The sequence below is a fragment of the Streptomyces recifensis genome (genome assembly GCF_002154615.1).
GTDB lineage: Bacteria > Actinomycetota > Actinomycetes > Streptomycetales > Streptomycetaceae > Streptomyces > Streptomyces griseoluteus.
In genome coordinates this window covers 1-17047 of sequence record NZ_MUNH01000020.1, presented here as the reverse complement: position 1 = coordinate 17047, position 17047 = coordinate 1, and the positions used below count along the sequence as shown (strand labels likewise).

The following is a 17047-nucleotide window of genomic DNA, read 5'->3' as shown; positions in this document are numbered from 1 at the left end:
TCCGCCGCAGTGGACCGTCGGGGAACCCCGCCTGCCCGACGGTCCCCTGCGGCGCCCGCTGCCTTCTGCTGGTCATTCCGGTGTCGTCGCGGGGATCTGGATGCCGATGAGGCAGGTGTCGTCGTCCGTGTCCGACTTGCTGTAGGTGAGCAGCCGGTCGAGGCGCTGCCCGAGGGCGCCTGCGGGGGTCTCGGCGGTGCGCAGCAGATGGGTCAGGGAGTCCTCCACGGCCGTGTCGCGGCGCTCGACGAGGCCGTCGGTGTACATGAGCAGCGTGTCACCGGGCTGTAGCTGAGTCTGTTCTTCCTGGTAGTTGGCGTCTGCCAGGGCGCCGAGCAACAGGCCCCCGGTCAGGGGCAGGGTGTCCGCCTGGTCGCCGCGGACGAGGACCGGGGGAAGGTGGCCGGCCCGGGCCCAGCGCATGACGCGGCTGGCCGGGTCGTACAGCGCGCACACCGCGGTCGCGGTGACGTGGTCGGTGAGGTGGTGGACGACGTTGTTGAGCCAGGACATCAGCTGGGCGGGGCCCGCGCCGGTCATGGCCAGGCCGCGCAGTGCGTTGCGCAGGACGACCATGCCGGTGGCGGCTTTGATGCCGTGCCCGGCGACGTCGCCCACGCTCAGCAGGACCTGGCCGGTGGGCAGGACGAGGGCGTCGTACCAGTCGCCGCCGACCATCGCTTCGGATTCGGCGGGCCGGTAGCGCACGGCGACCTCGAGGCCGGACACCTCGAGCGGGCCGTGGGCCGGGGGCATGATGGCGTGCTGCAACTGCAGGGCGAGGCGGTTGCGTTCGGCGGATTCCTGCTCGGTGTGGGCGAGCTGGTCGCGGGTGGCGGCCAGGGCCACTTCCGTCCAGTGCTGGGAGGAGATGTCCTGGTAGGCGCCTCGAAGGGCGGCAAGCCGGCCGTCGGAGGAGGTGACGGGTTCGGCCACGACCCGGATGTGCCGGGTGACGCCGTCGGACCGCTGCAGCCGGAACGCGACGCTGGCGGAGCGGCCGTGGTGCACGACGGCGCGCAGGAAGCGGCCGATGGCGACGGCGTCGTCCGGGTGGGCGTGGGCGGCCAGCTCGTGCAGGGACAGCGGTCCGGCGGCGGGCGACCGCCCGTAGAGGGCGAACAGCTCACCGTTCCAGGTGATGTCACCGGTGAGCAGGTCTTCCTCGAAGCCGCCGATCCGGCCGAGGCGTTGTGCGTGCTGCAGGATGCTCGCCAAGCGGGCGGTCTCGTCCTCGATGCGCCAGATCATCAGCAGGCTGTCGCCGTGACGGCTGACGCTGATGTCGGCGACCGTGCTCAGCGGCACCTGGTCGATGAGGGTGGGCAGCGTCATGCGCCGGGCCCGGAAGGGTTCCCCGGTGGCGTAGACCCTCTCCAGCTGTCCGAAGAGGTCGCTCGATCCGACGGTCAGGGGGTAGATCTGCAGCAGCAGCGCGCCGGCGAGGGCGCTGCGCGGCCGGCCGGCGGGGTCCTGGAACTGGCTGTTGGTGTGATGGATGCGGAAGTCGGCGAGCCGGCCCCCGGCGTCCAGATGGGGGGTCAGGACCAGAGCTGGATCGTGCAGCCCGTCGGCCAGGTGAATGAGTTCGGTGGCGGCCTCGTCGGGTGCGGAGGCGCCCGGCGGGTGGCCGTCGCCGACGGGGCGGGTCTCGAGGGTGTGGGCGCACAGGTCGGCCAGCGCCTCGAGTTGACGGCGGATGGCGGGGGGCTGCTCGGTGAGCGGCTGGGGCCAGCAGATCTCCAGCACTCCGCTGATGCGGCCGCCGGTGCCCGCGCACAGGGCGACACGCCCGCCGTCCGGGAAGTCGAGGTAGCCGATCGAGGGCACGTGCCCGCTGATGGAGGCGATGTGCACCAGGCCGCGGTCGGTCAGGGCGCGCCGGGCCACGGTGGCGACGCCGGGCGGCACATGGCGCCAGCGTTCGGCTTCGCCGTCGCTGAACCCGGCGTGGCCGCGCAGGGTGAGCGAGCCGTCCGGGCTCGCGCTCCACACGGCGACGGCCGCGGCGCCCAGCGGGGTCAGAGCGTGCTGCAGCAGCGACTCGGCGACGGCCTGGGTGTCGCCGGCGGCCAGGGCGCCGCTCTCCGCGGCCCGCAGCCGCACCGCCAGGGACGCGCGGTCGTCTTCGCCGGTGCCGTTGCCGCTGAGCTGGAGGAACTCCAGCGCGATCTGGGCCACCTGGTCGCGGGCGGCCTGGTTGATGATGTCGGCGGCCAGTTCGAGGTCGGACACGCCGGACTGTTCGGCGAGCTCCGCGAGTTGCCGTGCGGCCTGCACGGGCCCGCAGTGCAGCCGCTCGATCAGGATGCCCTTGGCCAGTTCGATCAGTGCGCGGCCATCCGCGGCGGCCCGAGCGGCCTGCACCTCCTCGTTCAGCCGTGCCACGGTCGCGGCCAGGCGGCCCACCACGACCTGGCCGGCTGCCTGCGCGGCCGGCTCCACCTCCCCGCCCGCCGACTCCGTCCGCTGCGGCTGGGCCGGGACCGGCACCGCGCCCTGCGACGGGGCCGCGGTGCCGGGCACGCGCTCATGCGGACGGGGCCCCTGCCGTGCGCCGTCGGCGAACGCGGCTTCCCCGGCGTCCTCGGCATACTCGGATGCGCTCATCGTGCCGACGACTCCTCGCAGGACCAGGCCCGTCGCGCCGGACGGCCAACGCGGCGACGGCCGACGGGCACGGACGCGCGGCAGGAGACGGGAAAGACCGGCATGGTGCTCACTGCTCCTTGAGCCAGCGCCGGATGCACGCCACGAGATCGTTGGCGTCCACGGGCTTGGTGACGTAATCGCTGGCGCCGGAGGCGAGGCTCTTGTCCCGGTCTCCCGGCATGGCCTTCGCGGTCACCGCGATGACCGGCAGGTCCACGTACTCGGGCATCTGCCGGATCTGGGAGGTCGCGGCGTAGCCGTCCATCTCCGGCATCATCACATCCATCAGGATCAGATCGATCTCGGGATGCGCCTTCAGGCACTCGATCCCCTTGCGGCCGTCCTCGGCGTGCAGGACACGCATACCGTGCAGTTCCAGGATCCCGGTGATGGCGTAGAGGTTGCGCGCGTCGTCGTCGACGACCAGCACGGTGCAGCCCTGCAAGTGCTCGTCGACGGTGTCGAGCCTGGGCTGCCGGCTCTCCTCGCCGCGTACCAGCGCCACCACGTCTCCCGGCTGCTCGGCCGACAGATGCAGCGCGATGCGCTCGCGCAGTTCGTCCAGGCTGCCCAGGACTTCCAGCGGACGCCCGGCCGCCCGGGCCCGAAGAGCCTGCTCCCGGTCCGCGCCGAGCTGACGGCTGCTGTGCGCCAGCACGGGCACGTGCCGCAGTGCCTCGTCACCGTCCATCGCGTCCAGGAAGGCCCCTGCCTGGCCCTCCGCCATGTCCAGCTCCAGCACGACGCAGTGGAAGGGTTCGGCCGCCAGTGCGGCGGCGGCTTCCTGGGCTCCGACCGTCGTGATCACCTCGACGTTGCCATGGCGATCGGACGCTCCAGGGCTTCCCTCGAGTCCGACCGCGCTCTCGGCGACCAGCGACAGCAGGCCGCGCTGGCGCTCTTCGATCACCAGCAGCCGACGCGGCTGCGCCTGCCCCGGAGCCTGTTCCGCGGGGGCGGACAGCTCCCGGTTCCCCGACAGCGCACCGGTCAGCTCCCCGGGGGCCGGCATGCCCTGCTCGTCGGCCGTGGCCTGGTCGAGCAAGTCGGCGCGTGCGGCCGGCAGGTACAGCGTGAAGGTGCTGCCCCGGCCGAGCGTGCTCCGGGCGGTGAGAGCGCCGCCCAGGAGATGGGCGATCTCGCGGCTGATGGACAGTCCCAGCCCGGTGCCCCCGTACTTGCGGCTGGTGGTCCCGTCCGCCTGCTGGAACGCGCCGAAGATCGTCTCCAGGTGCTGGGCGGCGATGCCGATCCCGGTGTCCTTGACCCGGAAGGCCACCACCGGTCCGTCCCGGTGCACACCGGCGGGTACCTCGTCCTCGCCGGCCGGCTCTATGCACAGCTCGATGCCCCCGCGCTCGGTGAACTTGATCGCGTTGGAGATCAGGTTGCGCAGCACCTGCCGCAGCCGGGCGTCGTCGGTGACCAGATCCGAGGGCACCCGGGAGGCGGAGGCGATGGCGAAGGACAGGCCCTTCTGTGTGGTCATCGGGCGGAACGTCGCCTCGATGTAGTCCAGCAGCCCGCGCAGCGGGACCTGCTCGAGGTTGATGTCCATCTTTCCGGCCTCGACCTTGGACAGGTCCAGGATGTCGTTGATCAGCTGAAGCAGGTCGGAGCCGGCCGAGTGGATGATGCCCGCGTACTCCACCTGCTTCGGCGTCAGGTTGCGCGAGGGGTTCTGGGCCAGCAGCTGGGCCAGGATGAGCAGGCTGTTGAGCGGGGTGCGCAGCTCGTGGCTCATGTTGGCCAGGAACTCCGACTTGTACTTCGACGCCAGGGACAACTGCTGGGCGCGGTCCTCCAGCTCCTGGCGGGCCTGCTCGATCTGGAGATTCTTGCCTTCGATGTCGCGGTTCTGCGAGGCCAGAAGCTGGGCCTTGTCCTCCAGCTCCGCGTTGGAGCGCTGCAGTTCCTCCTGCTGCACCTGCAGTTCCTCGGAGCGGGCCTGCAGTTCTCCGGTCAGCCGCTGGGATTCCTCGAGCAGTTCATCGGTGCGGGCGTTGGCGAGGATGGTGTTGACGTTCACACCGAGCGCTTCCGCGAGCCGTTCGAGGAAGTCGCGGTGGATGGAGGTGAAGGGGGTGAAGGACGCCAGTTCGATCACGCCGAGCACCTGGTCCTCCACCGCGATGGGCAGCACGATCAGGCCGCCCGGAGTGGCCTTGCCCAGTCCGCTGGAGATGCCGATGTACTCGCCGGGCACCCCTTCGGCGGTGATGACGCGGCGGCTGCGGGCCGCCTGGCCCACCAGCGACTCACCCAGCGTGAACCGGTCGTGGCCGTCGATGCCGGCGGGCCGGCCGTAGGAGCCCACGAGCCTGAGTTCCGTACCGCCCGGGGCGTCCTCGGCCAGGTAGAACGCGCCGTACTGCGCCGACACCAGCGGGGTGAGGTCCTCCATGACCAGCTCGGCCACCACCGACAGGTCGCGGTGGCCCTGCATCAGGCCGGAGATGTGCGCGAGGCTGGACTTGAGCCAGTCCTGCTCCTGGTTGGCCTGGGTCGTCTCCCTGAGGGACCCGACCATGGCGTTGATGTTGTCCTTGAGTTCGGCGACCTCGCCGGAGGCTTCCACGGTGATCGAGCGGGTCAGGTCGCCCTCGGCGACCGCGCTGGCCACCTCCGCGATCGCCCGCACCTGGCTGGTCAGGTTCCCGGCGAGTTCGTTGACGTTCTCCGTCAGCCGCTTCCACGTGCCCGAGACGCCCTCGACCTCCGCCTGACCGCCGAGGCGGCCCTCGCTGCCCACTTCACGGGCCACCCGGGTGACCTCGGCGGCGAACGAGGAGAGCTGATCCACCATCGTGTTGATGGTGGTCTTCAGTTCCAGGATCTCCCCGCGCGCGTCGACGTCGATCTTCTTGGACAGGTCGCCGTTGGCGACCGCGGTCGTCACCTGGGCGATGTTGCGGACCTGGCCGGTGAGGTTGTTCGCCATCGAGTTGACGTTGTCGGTCAGGTTCTTCCAGGTCCCTGCGACGTGCGGCACCCTCGCCTGGCCGCCGAGGCGGCCCTCGGTGCCGACCTCACGGGCCACCCGGGTGACCTCGTCGGCGAACGCGGAGAGCGTGTCGACCATGGTGTTGATGACGTCGGCGAGGGCTGCGACCTCGCCCTTGGCCTCGACGGTGATCTTCTGGGACAGGTCGCCCTTGGCCACCGCGGTGGCGACCTGGGCGATGGAGCGGACCTGCCCGGTCAGGTTGGAGGCCATGACGTTGACGTTGTCGGTCAGGTCCTTCCAGGTACCCGACACGCCACGTACGGTCGCCTGCCCGCCGAGGTTTCCTTCCGTGCCCACTTCGCGGGCCACGCGGGTGACCTCGTCGGCGAACGCCGACAGCTGGTCGACCATCGTGTTGATGGTCTCCTTCAGCTGCAGAATCTCACCCCGGGCATCCACCCGGATCTTCTGCGACAGATCTCCCTGGGCGACCGCGGTGGTGACGTCGGCGATGGAGCGGACCTGCGCGGTCAGGTTGTCGGCCATGACGTTGACGGACTCGGTGAGGTCCTTCCACGTACCCGAGACGCCCTTGACGTCCGCCTGGCCGCCGAGGCGGCCCTCGGTGCCGACCTCGCGGGCCACGCGGGTGACCTCGTCGGCGAACGCCGACAGCTGGTCCACCATCGTGTTGATGGTGTCCTTCAGCTGCAGAATCTCGCCCTTGGCCTCGACGGTGATCTTCTGCGACAGGTCGCCCTTGGCCACGGCGGTGGCCACCTGGGCGATGGAGCGGACCTGGTTGGTGAGGTTGCCGGCCATGAAGTTGACCGAGTCGGTCAGATCCCGCCAGGTTCCCGAGACGCCCTTGACGTCCGCCTGGCCGCCGAGGCGGCCCTCGGTGCCGACCTCGCGGGCCACGCGGGTGACCTCGTCGGCGAACGCCGACAGTTGATCGACCATCGTGTTGATGGTGTCCTTCAGCTGCAGAATCTCACCCCGGGCATCCACGGTGATCTTCTGCGAGAGGTCGCCCTTGGCGACGGCGGTGGTCACCTGCGCGATGTTGCGGACCTGGTCGGTGAGGTTCCCGGCCATGAAGTTCACCGAGTCGGTCAGATCCCGCCACACGCCGCCCACGCCCGGCACCTGAGCCTGCCCGCCCAGCCGGCCCTCGCTGCCCACTTCGCGGGCCACGCGGGTGACCTCGTCGGCGAACGAGGAGAGCTGGTCGACCATCGTGTTGACGGTCTCCTTCAGCTCCAGGATCTCCCCGCGCGCATCGACGTCGATCTTCTGCGACAGATCTCCCTGGGCGACCGCGGTGGCCACCTGTGCGATGTCCCGCACCTGGGTCGCGAGGTTGCCCGCCATCGCGTTGACGGAGTCGGTCAGGTCCGCCCAGGTGCCCGAGACTCCCGGAACCTCGGCCTGGCCGCCCAGGGTGCCCTCGGTGCCCACCTCGCGGGCCACCCGGGTGACCTCCGAGGTGAACAGGGACAGCTGGTCGACCATGCCGTTGAACACGGTGGCTATCTCGCCCATGAGACCGTCGGCCTCATCGGGCAGCCGGGTGCCGAAGTCACCGTCGCGCACCGCCGTCAGCCCCGCCAGCAACTGGCGCAGCTCCGGCTCCGCCACCTTCCCGCCAGCCCGCGCCGACCTGGAGCGGGGCACGGGGCGCGACGCCTCAACCGACGCCTCAGGCATGATCCATCCTCATTCCACCTGGCAGCAGGACGCCGGAGCGACCCGTCAGACGACCGGCCCCGCGGTCTCTTCACCACCGGGCCCCACATCCCCGAGAACCATTTACATGGGGAAAGTATTTAGTACGGCATTCAGCGCCCGCGCGGCAAGTGGACGCAGCCCCTGCAGCGACCGTGCCCTGTACACCTAAGGGGCAAGCCGTTCTTGATCCTGGGCAAAGCGGGCATAAGCTGTCCGGTCTCCCTCAGGGAGTGATCAGGCACACAAGTGGCCATCGGCGACAGCGCACTTGTCGTCCCGCTCCAAGGCGCAGCGCCAAGGCCCCGGTCGGGGGTGGCGGTGAGCAGTGCTACGGGCCGGAAGCAGGTCATCCTGGCCGCGGAGGGGGTGTGGTTGACTGGCTGGGCCAAGGGGCTGTGCGGGCGCATCACCGACGGTTCCGTCCGACCGAATGAGTCCCGCGCACCGGGGGCACGGGCGCGGGGAGCGGCGGACGACGGTTGCCGGTCAATTCCGTCCGCCGGCTCGCAGTCTCTGATTTCGGAGTTGCACCACATGGACGAGAAGGCAGGCCGGCCGCACACCTCGCACGGCGTCCATACGCTGCGTACGGCTCTGGAACGCCTCGAAGCACGATGGGAGCGGCAGCAGCGCTCGGCGCCCCTCGTCTCCTCCTCACAACTGCGCCTCCTGTACGCGCTCGAAACCGCGGCGGGAAGCAACCTGCGTGAGCTGTGCGCGGCGCTCGGCTCCGCGGCTCCCGCGGTCAGTCGCCTGTGTGCCCGGCTTGAGGCGATGGGCCTGGTCAGGCGGGCCTACAGCGCCAGGAGCCGCAGGGAGATCGAGTTGCATCTGACCGCCCGCGCCACGGCCTGTCTCCGGGAGCTGCGGGAGGAAAGAGAGCATTTCCTGGCCACCGTGCTCGACTCGATGCCAGACGGCGATCGCGCCGCGCTGCTCAAAGGAATGGACGGCCTGCGCCGGGCACTGGACCCTCCCGGACCGGGGCTCACGGAGAATTCCGTGAGCCGCTCGGCGTGAGCGGATTGTTCGGCTGAAGTTCCGCTGTCGCCGTACGGGTGGGGATGGCCAAGAGCGGGTCATGTTCGGCCATATCGCTTGTCGTTGGATGTGTCGCGGGCACACTGGTGCACAGGGGAGGGAGAACCCTCAGGCCGGAAACGGTTCAGGGTTCAGTGCTGCCCGCGCAGCGGAACGTGCGCGAGGCCGAGCAGGGGGAAGCACGTGACGCAACCGTGGTCCGGGCAACGGGACCTGAGGGCTCCGTTCGCCGCGAAGGGCGGGCGGTCGCCGGTGGTGGTGATCGGGGCCGGCCCCTACGGGCTGTCGGTGGCCGCGCATCTGCGTGCCCAGGGGGTGGCGGTGCGGGTGTTCGGGGAGGTGATGGGGAGTTGGCGGCACGCGATGGCCACCGGGATGTTCCTGAAGTCGACTCCGGACGCCACCGATCTGTCGGCGCCGGCGGCGGGCGCAAGGCTGGCGGACTACTGCCGTGCGCGGGGCCAGGACGAGCTGACCGAGCTGACGCCGATCCCGTGCACCACCTTCGTGGCCTACGGGCAGTGGTTCGCCGACCGCTACGTCGGTGAGGTGGAGCAGTCGCGGATCACCTCGGTGCAGCGCGGCCCCGCGGGCTTCGTCGTGCAGGTCGAGGGCGGGGAGGAGTTCGCCGCTCAGGCGGTGGTGGTGGCCACCGGGCTGTCGGGATTGGCCTACGTACCGGAGCAGTTCAGGGCGCTGACACCGAGCGGCCCGCATCCGGACGGTCTGGTGTCGCACACCAGCCAGCACCAGGACCTGACCCGGTACGCCGGGCAGCGGGTGGCGGTGATCGGTGGTGGCCAGTCGGCACTGGAAAGTGCCGCGCTGCTGCACGAAGCCCGCGCGATTCCCACCGTCCTGGTCCGCGAGAGCCGGGTGCTGTGGGGCGAACTGCCCGAGCTGAACAGGCCGTTGTCCCGCCGAGTGGTGCGGCCGTCGGCGGCGCTGGGAACGGGCTGGAGTCTGCTGGCGGTCAGCCGGGCGCCGGGAGCGGTGCGCCGGCTCCCGGCGGCCGCCCGTATGTATCTGTTCCGTCGAGCGCTCGGCCCCTCCGGCGGCTGGTGGCTCCGTGAGCGGGTCGAGGGCATCGTGCCGGTGCGTACCGGTTGCTCGGTCGACGGGGCGGAGGCCGACCGGAGCGGCGGCGCCCTGCTGCGACTCTCCGGTCCGGGACCGGGTGCGCTGAGCGTGGATCATGTGCTGGCCGCCACCGGCTACCGGCTCGATCTGGAGAAGCTTCCCTTCCTCGCCGCCTCCTTGCGGCGAGAGGTGCGGCGGGCCGGAGGCAGCGCGGCCCCGCACCTGTCCGCCGCCTTCGAGTCCAGCGTGCCCGGTCTGTACTTCACCGGCTCGCTGACCGCGCCGTGTTTCGGCCCGGTGATGCGCTTCGTGGCCGGCACCGCCTTTGCCGCCACCCGCATCAGCCGGCATCTCACCCGCGGCGCCCCGCGTCCTTGAGCGCGGCGTTCCCGGGGCCACGCGCCTCAGGCGGAGGGCGCTCCGCGCAGCGCCCGGCGGACGGCGTACACGACAGCGCCCGCGACCACGACCGAGGCGCCCGCGATCACTGAACCGGCGGGCAGGGCGAAGGCGAGCACGAGGCACCCCAGCAGCCCGGTGGCGGGAACGACCCGTGCCGGGCGCCCCTCCTGCCGGGAGAGGGTGAGCGCGGAGGCGTTGGCGACGGCGTAGTAGACCAGCACGCCGAACGAGGAGAAGCCGATCGCGCCGCGCACGTCCGTGAACGCGACCAGGAGGACGACGACCGTCCCCACCAGCAACTCGGCCCGGTGCGGCACCTTGAACCGCGGGTGCACGGCGGACAGCCGGCGCGGCAGGTGACCGTCGCGGGCCATCGCCAGCGTGGTCCGCGACACCCCCAGGATCAGCGCCAGCAGTGAGCCGAGCGCCGCCACGGCGGCTCCCAGCCGTACCACCGGCACCAGCCAGTCGGCTCCTGCCTCCCGTGCGACGTCCGACAGCGGTGCCGCGGTCGTCCCCAGCCGGCCGGGACCGAGGACCAGCAGCCCGCTGACCGCCACCAGGGCGTAGACGACGAGCGTGATCGCCAGAGCTACCGGGATCGCGCGCGGGATGGTGCGCGCCGGGTCCCGCACCTCATCGCCCAGCGTGGCGATCCGGGCGTACCCCGCGAACGCGAAGAAGAGCAGACCGCCGGCCTGCAGCACCCCGTCCCACGACGCGTCGGCCCCGACATCCAGACGGGTGGCGTCCACCGCCCCCGACACGAACGACGTGACCACGATCGCCGTGAGCACCGCCAGCACGACCGCGACGATGACCCGGGTCAGCCACGCGGTCTTCTGCACCCCCGCGTAGTTCACCGCCGTCAGCGTCACCACCGCCGCGATCGCCACCGTATGCGCCTGTCCCGGCCACACGTACGCGCCGACAGTGAGCGCCATCGCCGCGCACGAGGCCGTCTTGCCGACGACGAAGCACCAGCCGGCCAGGTACCCCCAGAACTCACCGAGGCGCTCCCGTCCGTAGACGTAGGTGCCGCCCGACACCGGATACCGGGCCGCGAGGCGGGCCGACGACGTGGCGTTGCAGTAGGCGACCACCGCCGCGAGCGCCAGTCCGGCCAGCAGCGCCGAACCAGCGGCCCGCGCCGCGGGAGCCAGCGCCGCGAACACCCCGGCGCCGATCATCGACCCCAGGCCGACAACCACCGCGTCCCGCACATCCAGGCTCCGGACCAGCTCACCCGGCGCCGCAGTCGGTCGTGATCTCGCCCTCACGGCCATGCCTCTCCCTACGATTACGAGCCCCGACATCGAAGCACGAGGGCAAGGGGGGACACAGCACGAGAAGGACACCGCCTCGTGAACAGATGGCTGAGCGCATCTGTCGCCGGCTCGCAGACGTGCACTCCCGGATCCCGGGCCGCAGGCTGGAGGAATGACCAGCACTCGCGTGATCGTCGGCCCCCCGGACCCCGAGACCGGCCGCAAGGTGCAGATCGGCGATCGGGTCGTCGGGCACGCGTTCGCCGTACGGGACGTGGCCGCCTTCCTGCAGGAGGCGGGGCTCTACGACTGGGACGACCTGGACGTGGTCCGCTCGGAGCTGATCGAGTGGCGCGGGGGCGGACCGGAGGACTGGTAGCCGGTAGGGCGTCCGCTGGAGATCGGCGAAGGCGAGCTGTTCGTTCAGCCGTCCCAGACCCACTCGGCCACCTCGGGCATGTCGGCCCCGTGCGCCCGGATCCACGCCGCGTGGCGGGTGCGCTCGTCGGCCATCGCCTGGCGCACGGCGGCGGCACGGACCGCGAGACCCGGTACCCGGTCGATGGCGTCCATGACGAGCCGGTAACGGTCGAGGTCGTTCCGGACGACCATGTCGAACGGCGTGGTCGTGGTGCCCGACTCCTTGTAGCCCCGCACATGCAGGTTGGCGTGGCCGGTGCGCCGGTAGGCGAGACGGTGCACGAGCCACGGGTAGCCGTGGTAGGCGAAGATCACCGGCTTGTCCGTCGTGAACAGACCGTCGTACTCGAAGTCCGTCATGCCGTGCGGGTGCTCCTCGTGGGGGAGGAGCCTGGTCATGTCGACCACGTTCACCACCCGCACCCGCAGCTCGGGCAGATGGCGGCGCAACAGCTGGGCGGCGGCCAGCACTTCGAGGGTGGGCACGTCACCGGCGCAGGCCAGCACCACGTCCGGCTCGCCCCCGTTCTCGGAGCCGGCCCATTCCCAGATGCCCGCGCCGCGGGCGCAGTGGACGCGCGCCTCGTCCATGCTCAGCCAGTCGAAGCAGGGCTGCTTGCCCGCCACGACCACGTTCACGTAGTCCCGGCTGCGCAGCACGTGATCGGTCACCGCCAACAGGGTGTTGGCGTCCGGCGGGAGGTAGACGCGGACCACGGCGGGGCTCTTGTTGAGGACGTGGTCGACGAAACCGGGGTCCTGGTGGGAGAAGCCGTTGTGGTCCTGACGCCAGACGTGTGACGTCAGCAGATAGTTGAGGGAAGGGACGGGCGCGCGCCACGGCAGATCGCGGGCGGTCTTCAGCCACTTGATGTGCTGGCCGACCATCGAGTCGACGATGTGCACGAAGGCTTCGTAGCAGGAGAACAGGCCGTGCCGGCCGGTGAGCACATAGCCCTCCAGCCAGCCCTGGCAGAGGTGTTCGGAGAGCACCTCCATCACCCGGCCGTGCCGCTCCAGATGCTCGTCGACCGGCAGGACCGCCGCCTGCCAGGCCTTGCCGGTGACGTCGTAGACGGCCTCGAGCCGGTTGGACGCGGTCTCGTCCGGGCCCACCAGCCGGAAGTCCCGGCGGGTGCGGGTGTCCTTCATGACCTGCCGCAGCAGGGTGCCGACGACACGGGTCGGCTCGTGCAGGGTGGCGCCCGGCTTGTCGACGGGTACGGCGATCGCGTCCAGGTCGGGCAGGGGCAGCTCGCGGGTCAGCAGACCGCCGTTCGCGTGCGGAGTGGCGCCCAGGCGCCTCTCGTCCGCCGGTACGCAGGACAGGACCTCCGGCGCGGGACGACCGTCGGCACCGAACAACTCCTCGGGCCGGTACGAGCGCATCCAGCGCTCCAACTGGGCCAGGTGCTCGGGGTTGTCGCGTACACCGGCGAGCGGCACCTGATGGGACCGCCAGGTGCCCTCGACCGGAAGACCGTCGACCTCGGCCGGACCGGTCCAGCCCTTGGGGGTGCGCAGCACGATCACCGGCCAGTGCGGGCGCTCGGTGACGCCCTCACCGCGCGCGGACGCCTGGACGAGGGAGATGCGGTCCAGCGCATCGTCCATGGCCGCCGCCACGGCGCGGTGCACTTCGGCCGGATCGTCGCCGCTCACGTGAAGGGGCTCGTACCCGTACCCGCGCAGCAGCGCGTCGAGCTCCGGCTCGGGCAGGCGGGACAGCACGGTCGGATTGGCGATCTTGTACCCGTTGAGGTGCAGGACCGGCAGGACCGCGCCGTCGTGCACCGGGTCGAGGAACTTGTCGGAATGCCAGGACGCGGCGAGCGGGCCCGTCTCCGCCTCGCCGTCCCCGATGACGCAGGCCACCACGAGCCCCGGGTTGTCGAAGGCGGCGCCGTAGGCGTGGGCCAGGGAGTAGCCGAGCTCGCCGCCCTCGTGGATCGAGCCGGGCGTCTCCGGCGCCACATGGCTGGGTACGCCACCGGGGAAGGAGAACTGCCGGAACAGCCGCGCCATGCCCTCCGCGTCCCGCGGCACGTCCGGGTACGTCTCGCTGTAGCTGCCGTCCAGCCAGGAGCCGGCCAGGACGGCCGGCCCTCCGTGCCCCGGCCCCCAGACGCACAGCGCGTGCAGACCGCGGTTCCTGATCACTCGGTTCAGGTGCGTGTACACCAGGTTGAGTCCCGGAGACGTGCCCCAGTGGCCGAGCAGCCGCGGCTTGATGTGCTCCGGCCGCAGCGGCTCGGTGAGCAGGGCGTTGTCCATCAGATAGATCTGGCCCACGGCCAGGTAGTTGGCGGCGCGCCAGTGCGCGTCCAGACTGCGCAGCTCCTCGTCGGTGAGAGCGGTCGCGGCGGTGTGGTCGTCCTTCGGCATCGCATCTCCGGATTCGTCATCCATGGACGGACAGTGTGCCGGGAAGGTCGGGAAAGTTCCGGTATGACGGCCACTGCCGGCGGCGAACGGCCCTTCTGTCGCGTCGTTCGGCACGGTGGTCACCCGCGTGCGACGGCGCGGACGGCCGGTCCTCTCCATCGGCTCTGATCCCAGCGTGCGCGCCGCCCGGGTCCTCCACCACGGGACACTCGGCCCCGAGCCGGGACCTTCGGCCCGCACACGTCCGGCGCGGCGCCCGTGGGGGAGCGGGGCTCCGCCTTCGTCAGAGCGCCCGCAGCGAGGTGAGCGTGGCTTCCAGGTCGGCCGCCCGCGGCCGGTTGTGCGGCAGCTTGCCCAGCATGACCGCCATGCCGCAGGTGTCGGTGAGCGCGGAGAAGACCAGCCCACCCGCGACACCGGCCGGCAGCAACTGGAACGCGGGGTGGACCAGCAGTCCGAGGGCCAGCCCCAGCAGGACGAGCAGGCCCGCGCTGAGGCGCACTTGCCGCTCCATGCTCCATCCGCCCCGGTTCCGGTGAGCCGGAGGCCGGTGCAGTTCGTGTCCGGCGGCGGCCCACGCGCTCGTACCGCCCCGGAGGCCGGCCGCCGGAATGCCGTGACCGTTCAGGAGCCTGCTCGCGCTCTCCGAGCGGGCGCCGGAGGCGCACACGACGAGTACGCCGCCCCGGGCGGAGGCGTGCCGGAGCTCCGGCAGAGCGTTGCCGAGCCGGTCCAGCGGGATGTTGAGGGCAGTGGGCAGATGGCCGCCGGCGTACTCGCCGGGGGAGCGCACGTCGATGACCGTGAACTCGGTCAGGTGGGCACGGACATGGTCGACGCCGTGCGTGACGGGGGTGGGGTGGCTGGACATGGCAGGTGTGTTCCTTTGCTGGTCGTCCACGGCCCGGGCCGGGCCGTAGAGTACCCCTAGGGGTATTTTCCGAGGAGTGACAGTGGAGCTGGATCTTGAGGGTGCGACCCTGCGGGCCGTGCTGAACCGGCTGCGGCGGGCGCAGGGGCAGATCACCGGCGTGATCCGGATGATCGAGGAAGGCCGCGACTGCGAGGAGGTCGTCACGCAGCTGGCCGCCGCGTCCAGGGCGCTCGACCGGGCCGGGTTCGCGATCATCGCCACCGGCCTTCAGCAGTGTGTCGCCGACATCGAGTCCGGCCGCAAGAGCGGTGAGGACACCGAGGCGATGCGTGCGCGGCTGGAGAAGTTGTTCCTGTCGCTGGCGTGATGGCCGCCCCCGAGCGGCTCGGCGGGGGTGCGCCGTCTGTCAGACCACGGCGTCGCCCAGCATGAACGCGGCGACCGCGAGCAGGACCAGAGCGAAAACCCGCTGCAGGGACGGCCCGGACAGGCGGGCCGAGAGGCGCTTGCCGTCCCACGCGCCCAGGATCGCGGCCCCGGCGAACGGTCCTACGACGCCCCAGTCCAGGCGATCGACGGTCCCGGCGCGCAGCGACAGAGCGCCCAGCGAGTTGACGGTGATCACCAGCAGACTGGTGCCCACCGCAGCCCGCATCCGCATCCCGACGACGCCGACCAGTGCGGGGACCGCGAGGAAACCGCCGCCGACACCGAGGAGACCGGTGACGGCGCCCAGGCCGGCGCCCGTGCCCGCCGCCCGGCCACGTCGTGGCTGCCCCGCCCGGGGCGCGGACGCGCGGGGACGGAGCATGCGTATCGACGCGGCCGCCGCCACCCCGGCGAACGCCACCGTGAGGACGGCCGGTGGCAGACGTCCGGCGAGTGCGCCGGCCAGCATCGCCGGCCCGACACCCACCGCGGCGAACAGCAGCCCCGTACGCCACTGGACGTGCCCCTCGCGGGCGTGCGCCGACAGTGCCGTGGCCGAGGTGACGGTGACGATGACGAGGCTCGCGGTGGTGGCCGCGACGGGGGTGAAGCCGAGCAGGTAGATCAGGGCGGGCACGGTCAGGACGCTGCCGCCGCCACCGAGTGCGCCGAGCGTGAGCCCTATGACGCCGCCCGCGACGAGGGCCAGGACCAGGTTGATCACGCGACGGTTCCGTTCCGGCCCTCGGAGGCGGCGACCGGAAGTCCCGCGGCCGCCCGTTCCCGTAGGCCGTCCCTGACGTCGACGGCCTCCGCGCCCGGGGTCACGGCGCTCGGAGCGCTTCCCGCCTGCCCTTCGTGGTTCTCGCGCGCGCCGTCCCGGCTCTTCACCGGTCCTTCCCGTTCTGTCCGGGGGGCCGGGTGCGGTGTCGGGCGCCCGCCGCACTCAGCAGGCGCGCACATCGAGCCCCGCCCTCTCCGCCGCGGCGAAGGCGTCGTCGACGGCGACGACATCGCGGCCCGCGGCGTCCAGCAGGGAGGCGGCGATGGCGGCCCGCATGCCACCGGCGCAGTGCACCCAGACCTGGCCCGGCGGGATGTCCCGAAGGCGGTCGCGCAGGGTGTGCAGCGGGAAGTGGACCGATCCCGCGACGAAGCCGGCGCACCGTTCGGAGGCCCGGCGCACGTCCAGCACCACGGTGCCTTCCCCGGCGTGTTCCGCCAGGTCGGCGAAGGTGGCCCGGGGGAACGAGGCCAGGGGCTGACCCTCACGGACCCACTGGTCCGGGCGTCCCGTGGCACCGGCGGACGGGCGGTCGACACCCACGCGGACCAGCTCACGCTGCGCCGCGGCCAACTGCCCGGCCGTCGCGGCGAGCAGGGTCACCGGCCTGCCCCACGGAAGCAGCCACGCCAGGTAGGTGGCGAGCTGTCCCTCGGCCTCGAAGTTGAGCGAGCCGGCCACGTGGCCCTCGGCGAACGCCAGCCGGCTGCGCAGGTCCACCACCCACTCACCCGCCGCCAGCCGGGCGGCGATCTCGTCCGCGTCCGCCACGGCAGGCGGAGTCAGATCGACCGGTGCGGGCCCGGCCGCGTTCGCGGGCCCCATGTACGCGTAGTAGGCGGGGACGTCGTCCAGTCCCGCCAGCAGGCCGGCCACGAAGGCGTCGACGTCCAGGGTGAGTGCCTCGTTGGCCGCCTTCTCCCTGCCGATCGTCGTCCCCTGCTCACCCGTCTCCTGGGAGGACGAGCAGAAGCTGCCGAACCCGTGCGTGGGCAGCACTGTGGTGGCGTCCGGCAGCTCGGCGGCCAGCCGGC

General features: G+C 71.6%; 11 protein-coding genes. 4 read left to right on the top strand and 7 right to left on the bottom strand.

The annotated features are described in order from the left end of the window. Positions 1-72 precede the first annotated feature (72 nt). Positions 73-2610, bottom strand: coding sequence for a SpoIIE family protein phosphatase (locus tag CCN33_RS01300; protein ID WP_086690176.1), 2538 nt, complete (start codon positions 2608-2610; stop codon positions 73-75). Between the two features lie 109 nt (positions 2611-2719). After that, positions 2720-7309 carry a HAMP domain-containing protein gene (locus CCN33_RS01295; protein ID WP_086690174.1) on the bottom strand — a complete coding sequence of 1530 codons (4590 nt, stop codon included), beginning with the start codon at positions 7307-7309 and terminating at the stop codon, positions 2720-2722. A gap of 555 nt (positions 7310-7864) precedes the next feature. Here CCN33_RS01295 and CCN33_RS31435 point away from each other — a divergent pair. Then, positions 7865-8350, top strand: a complete 486-nt coding sequence (locus CCN33_RS31435) for a MarR family winged helix-turn-helix transcriptional regulator (RefSeq protein WP_140394446.1) — start codon at positions 7865-7867, stop codon at positions 8348-8350. A gap of 204 nt (positions 8351-8554) precedes the next feature. Next, the gene (locus CCN33_RS01285) at positions 8555-9829 is read left to right on the top strand and encodes an FAD-dependent oxidoreductase (RefSeq protein ID WP_244173535.1); all 1275 of its coding nucleotides are present in this window, start codon (positions 8555-8557) and stop codon (positions 9827-9829) included. A gap of 26 nt (positions 9830-9855) precedes the next feature. Here CCN33_RS01285 and CCN33_RS01280 read toward each other — a convergent pair whose 3' ends face one another. Further along, positions 9856-11139, bottom strand: coding sequence for an APC family permease (locus CCN33_RS01280; protein WP_086690170.1), 1284 nt, complete (start codon positions 11137-11139; stop codon positions 9856-9858). 154 nt (positions 11140-11293) lie between these two features. Between CCN33_RS01280 and CCN33_RS01275 the strand changes: the two genes are divergently transcribed. After that, positions 11294-11500: a hypothetical protein gene (locus tag CCN33_RS01275; RefSeq protein WP_086690168.1), complete on the top strand. Its 207-nt coding sequence runs from the start codon at positions 11294-11296 to the stop codon at positions 11498-11500. Positions 11501-11544: 44 nt separating this feature from the next. Here CCN33_RS01275 and CCN33_RS01270 read toward each other — a convergent pair whose 3' ends face one another. After that, positions 11545-13950, bottom strand: coding sequence for a phosphoketolase family protein (locus tag CCN33_RS01270; RefSeq protein ID WP_425275817.1), 2406 nt, complete (start codon positions 13948-13950; stop codon positions 11545-11547). A 259-nt stretch (positions 13951-14209) separates the two neighbouring features. Further along, a complete protein-coding gene (locus CCN33_RS01265) occupies positions 14210-14797 on the bottom strand; it encodes a rhodanese-like domain-containing protein (protein WP_086690164.1) in 588 nt (195 codons plus the stop codon). A gap of 82 nt (positions 14798-14879) precedes the next feature. Between CCN33_RS01265 and CCN33_RS01260 the strand changes: the two genes are divergently transcribed. After that, the gene (locus CCN33_RS01260; protein WP_086690162.1) at positions 14880-15167 is read left to right on the top strand and encodes a metal-sensitive transcriptional regulator; all 288 of its coding nucleotides are present in this window, start codon (positions 14880-14882) and stop codon (positions 15165-15167) included. A gap of 39 nt (positions 15168-15206) precedes the next feature. Here CCN33_RS01260 and CCN33_RS01255 read toward each other — a convergent pair whose 3' ends face one another. Then, positions 15207-15953 (bottom strand): sulfite exporter TauE/SafE family protein, encoded by a 747-nt coding sequence (locus CCN33_RS01255; protein WP_086690160.1) that lies wholly within the window; start codon positions 15951-15953, stop codon positions 15207-15209. A gap of 222 nt (positions 15954-16175) precedes the next feature. Continuing rightward, the coding region (locus tag CCN33_RS01250; protein ID WP_279628131.1) for a rhodanese-like domain-containing protein at positions 16176-17047 on the bottom strand (872 nt) is incomplete at its 5' end.

Bases quoted from the DNA above. Each gene is read 5' to 3' on its own strand.
- CCN33_RS01300 (WP_086690176.1), bottom strand. From the start codon at position 2,610: ATGAGCGCATCCGAGTATGCCGAGGACGCCGGGGAAGCCGCGTTCGCC.
- CCN33_RS01295 (WP_086690174.1), bottom strand. From the start codon at position 7,309: ATGCCTGAGGCGTCGGTTGAGGCGTCGCGCCCCGTGCCCCGCTCCAGG.
- CCN33_RS01275 (WP_086690168.1), top strand. From the start codon at position 11,294: ATGACCAGCACTCGCGTGATCGTCGGCCCCCCGGACCCCGAGACCGGC.
- CCN33_RS01270 (WP_425275817.1), bottom strand. From the start codon at position 13,950: ATGGATGACGAATCCGGAGATGCGATGCCGAAGGACGACCACACCGCC.
- CCN33_RS01265 (WP_086690164.1), bottom strand. From the start codon at position 14,797: ATGTCCAGCCACCCCACCCCCGTCACGCACGGCGTCGACCATGTCCGT.
- CCN33_RS01280 (WP_086690170.1), bottom strand. From the start codon at position 11,139: ATGGCCGTGAGGGCGAGATCACGACCGACTGCGGCGCCGGGTGAGCTG.
- CCN33_RS31435 (WP_140394446.1), top strand. From the start codon at position 7,865: ATGGACGAGAAGGCAGGCCGGCCGCACACCTCGCACGGCGTCCATACG.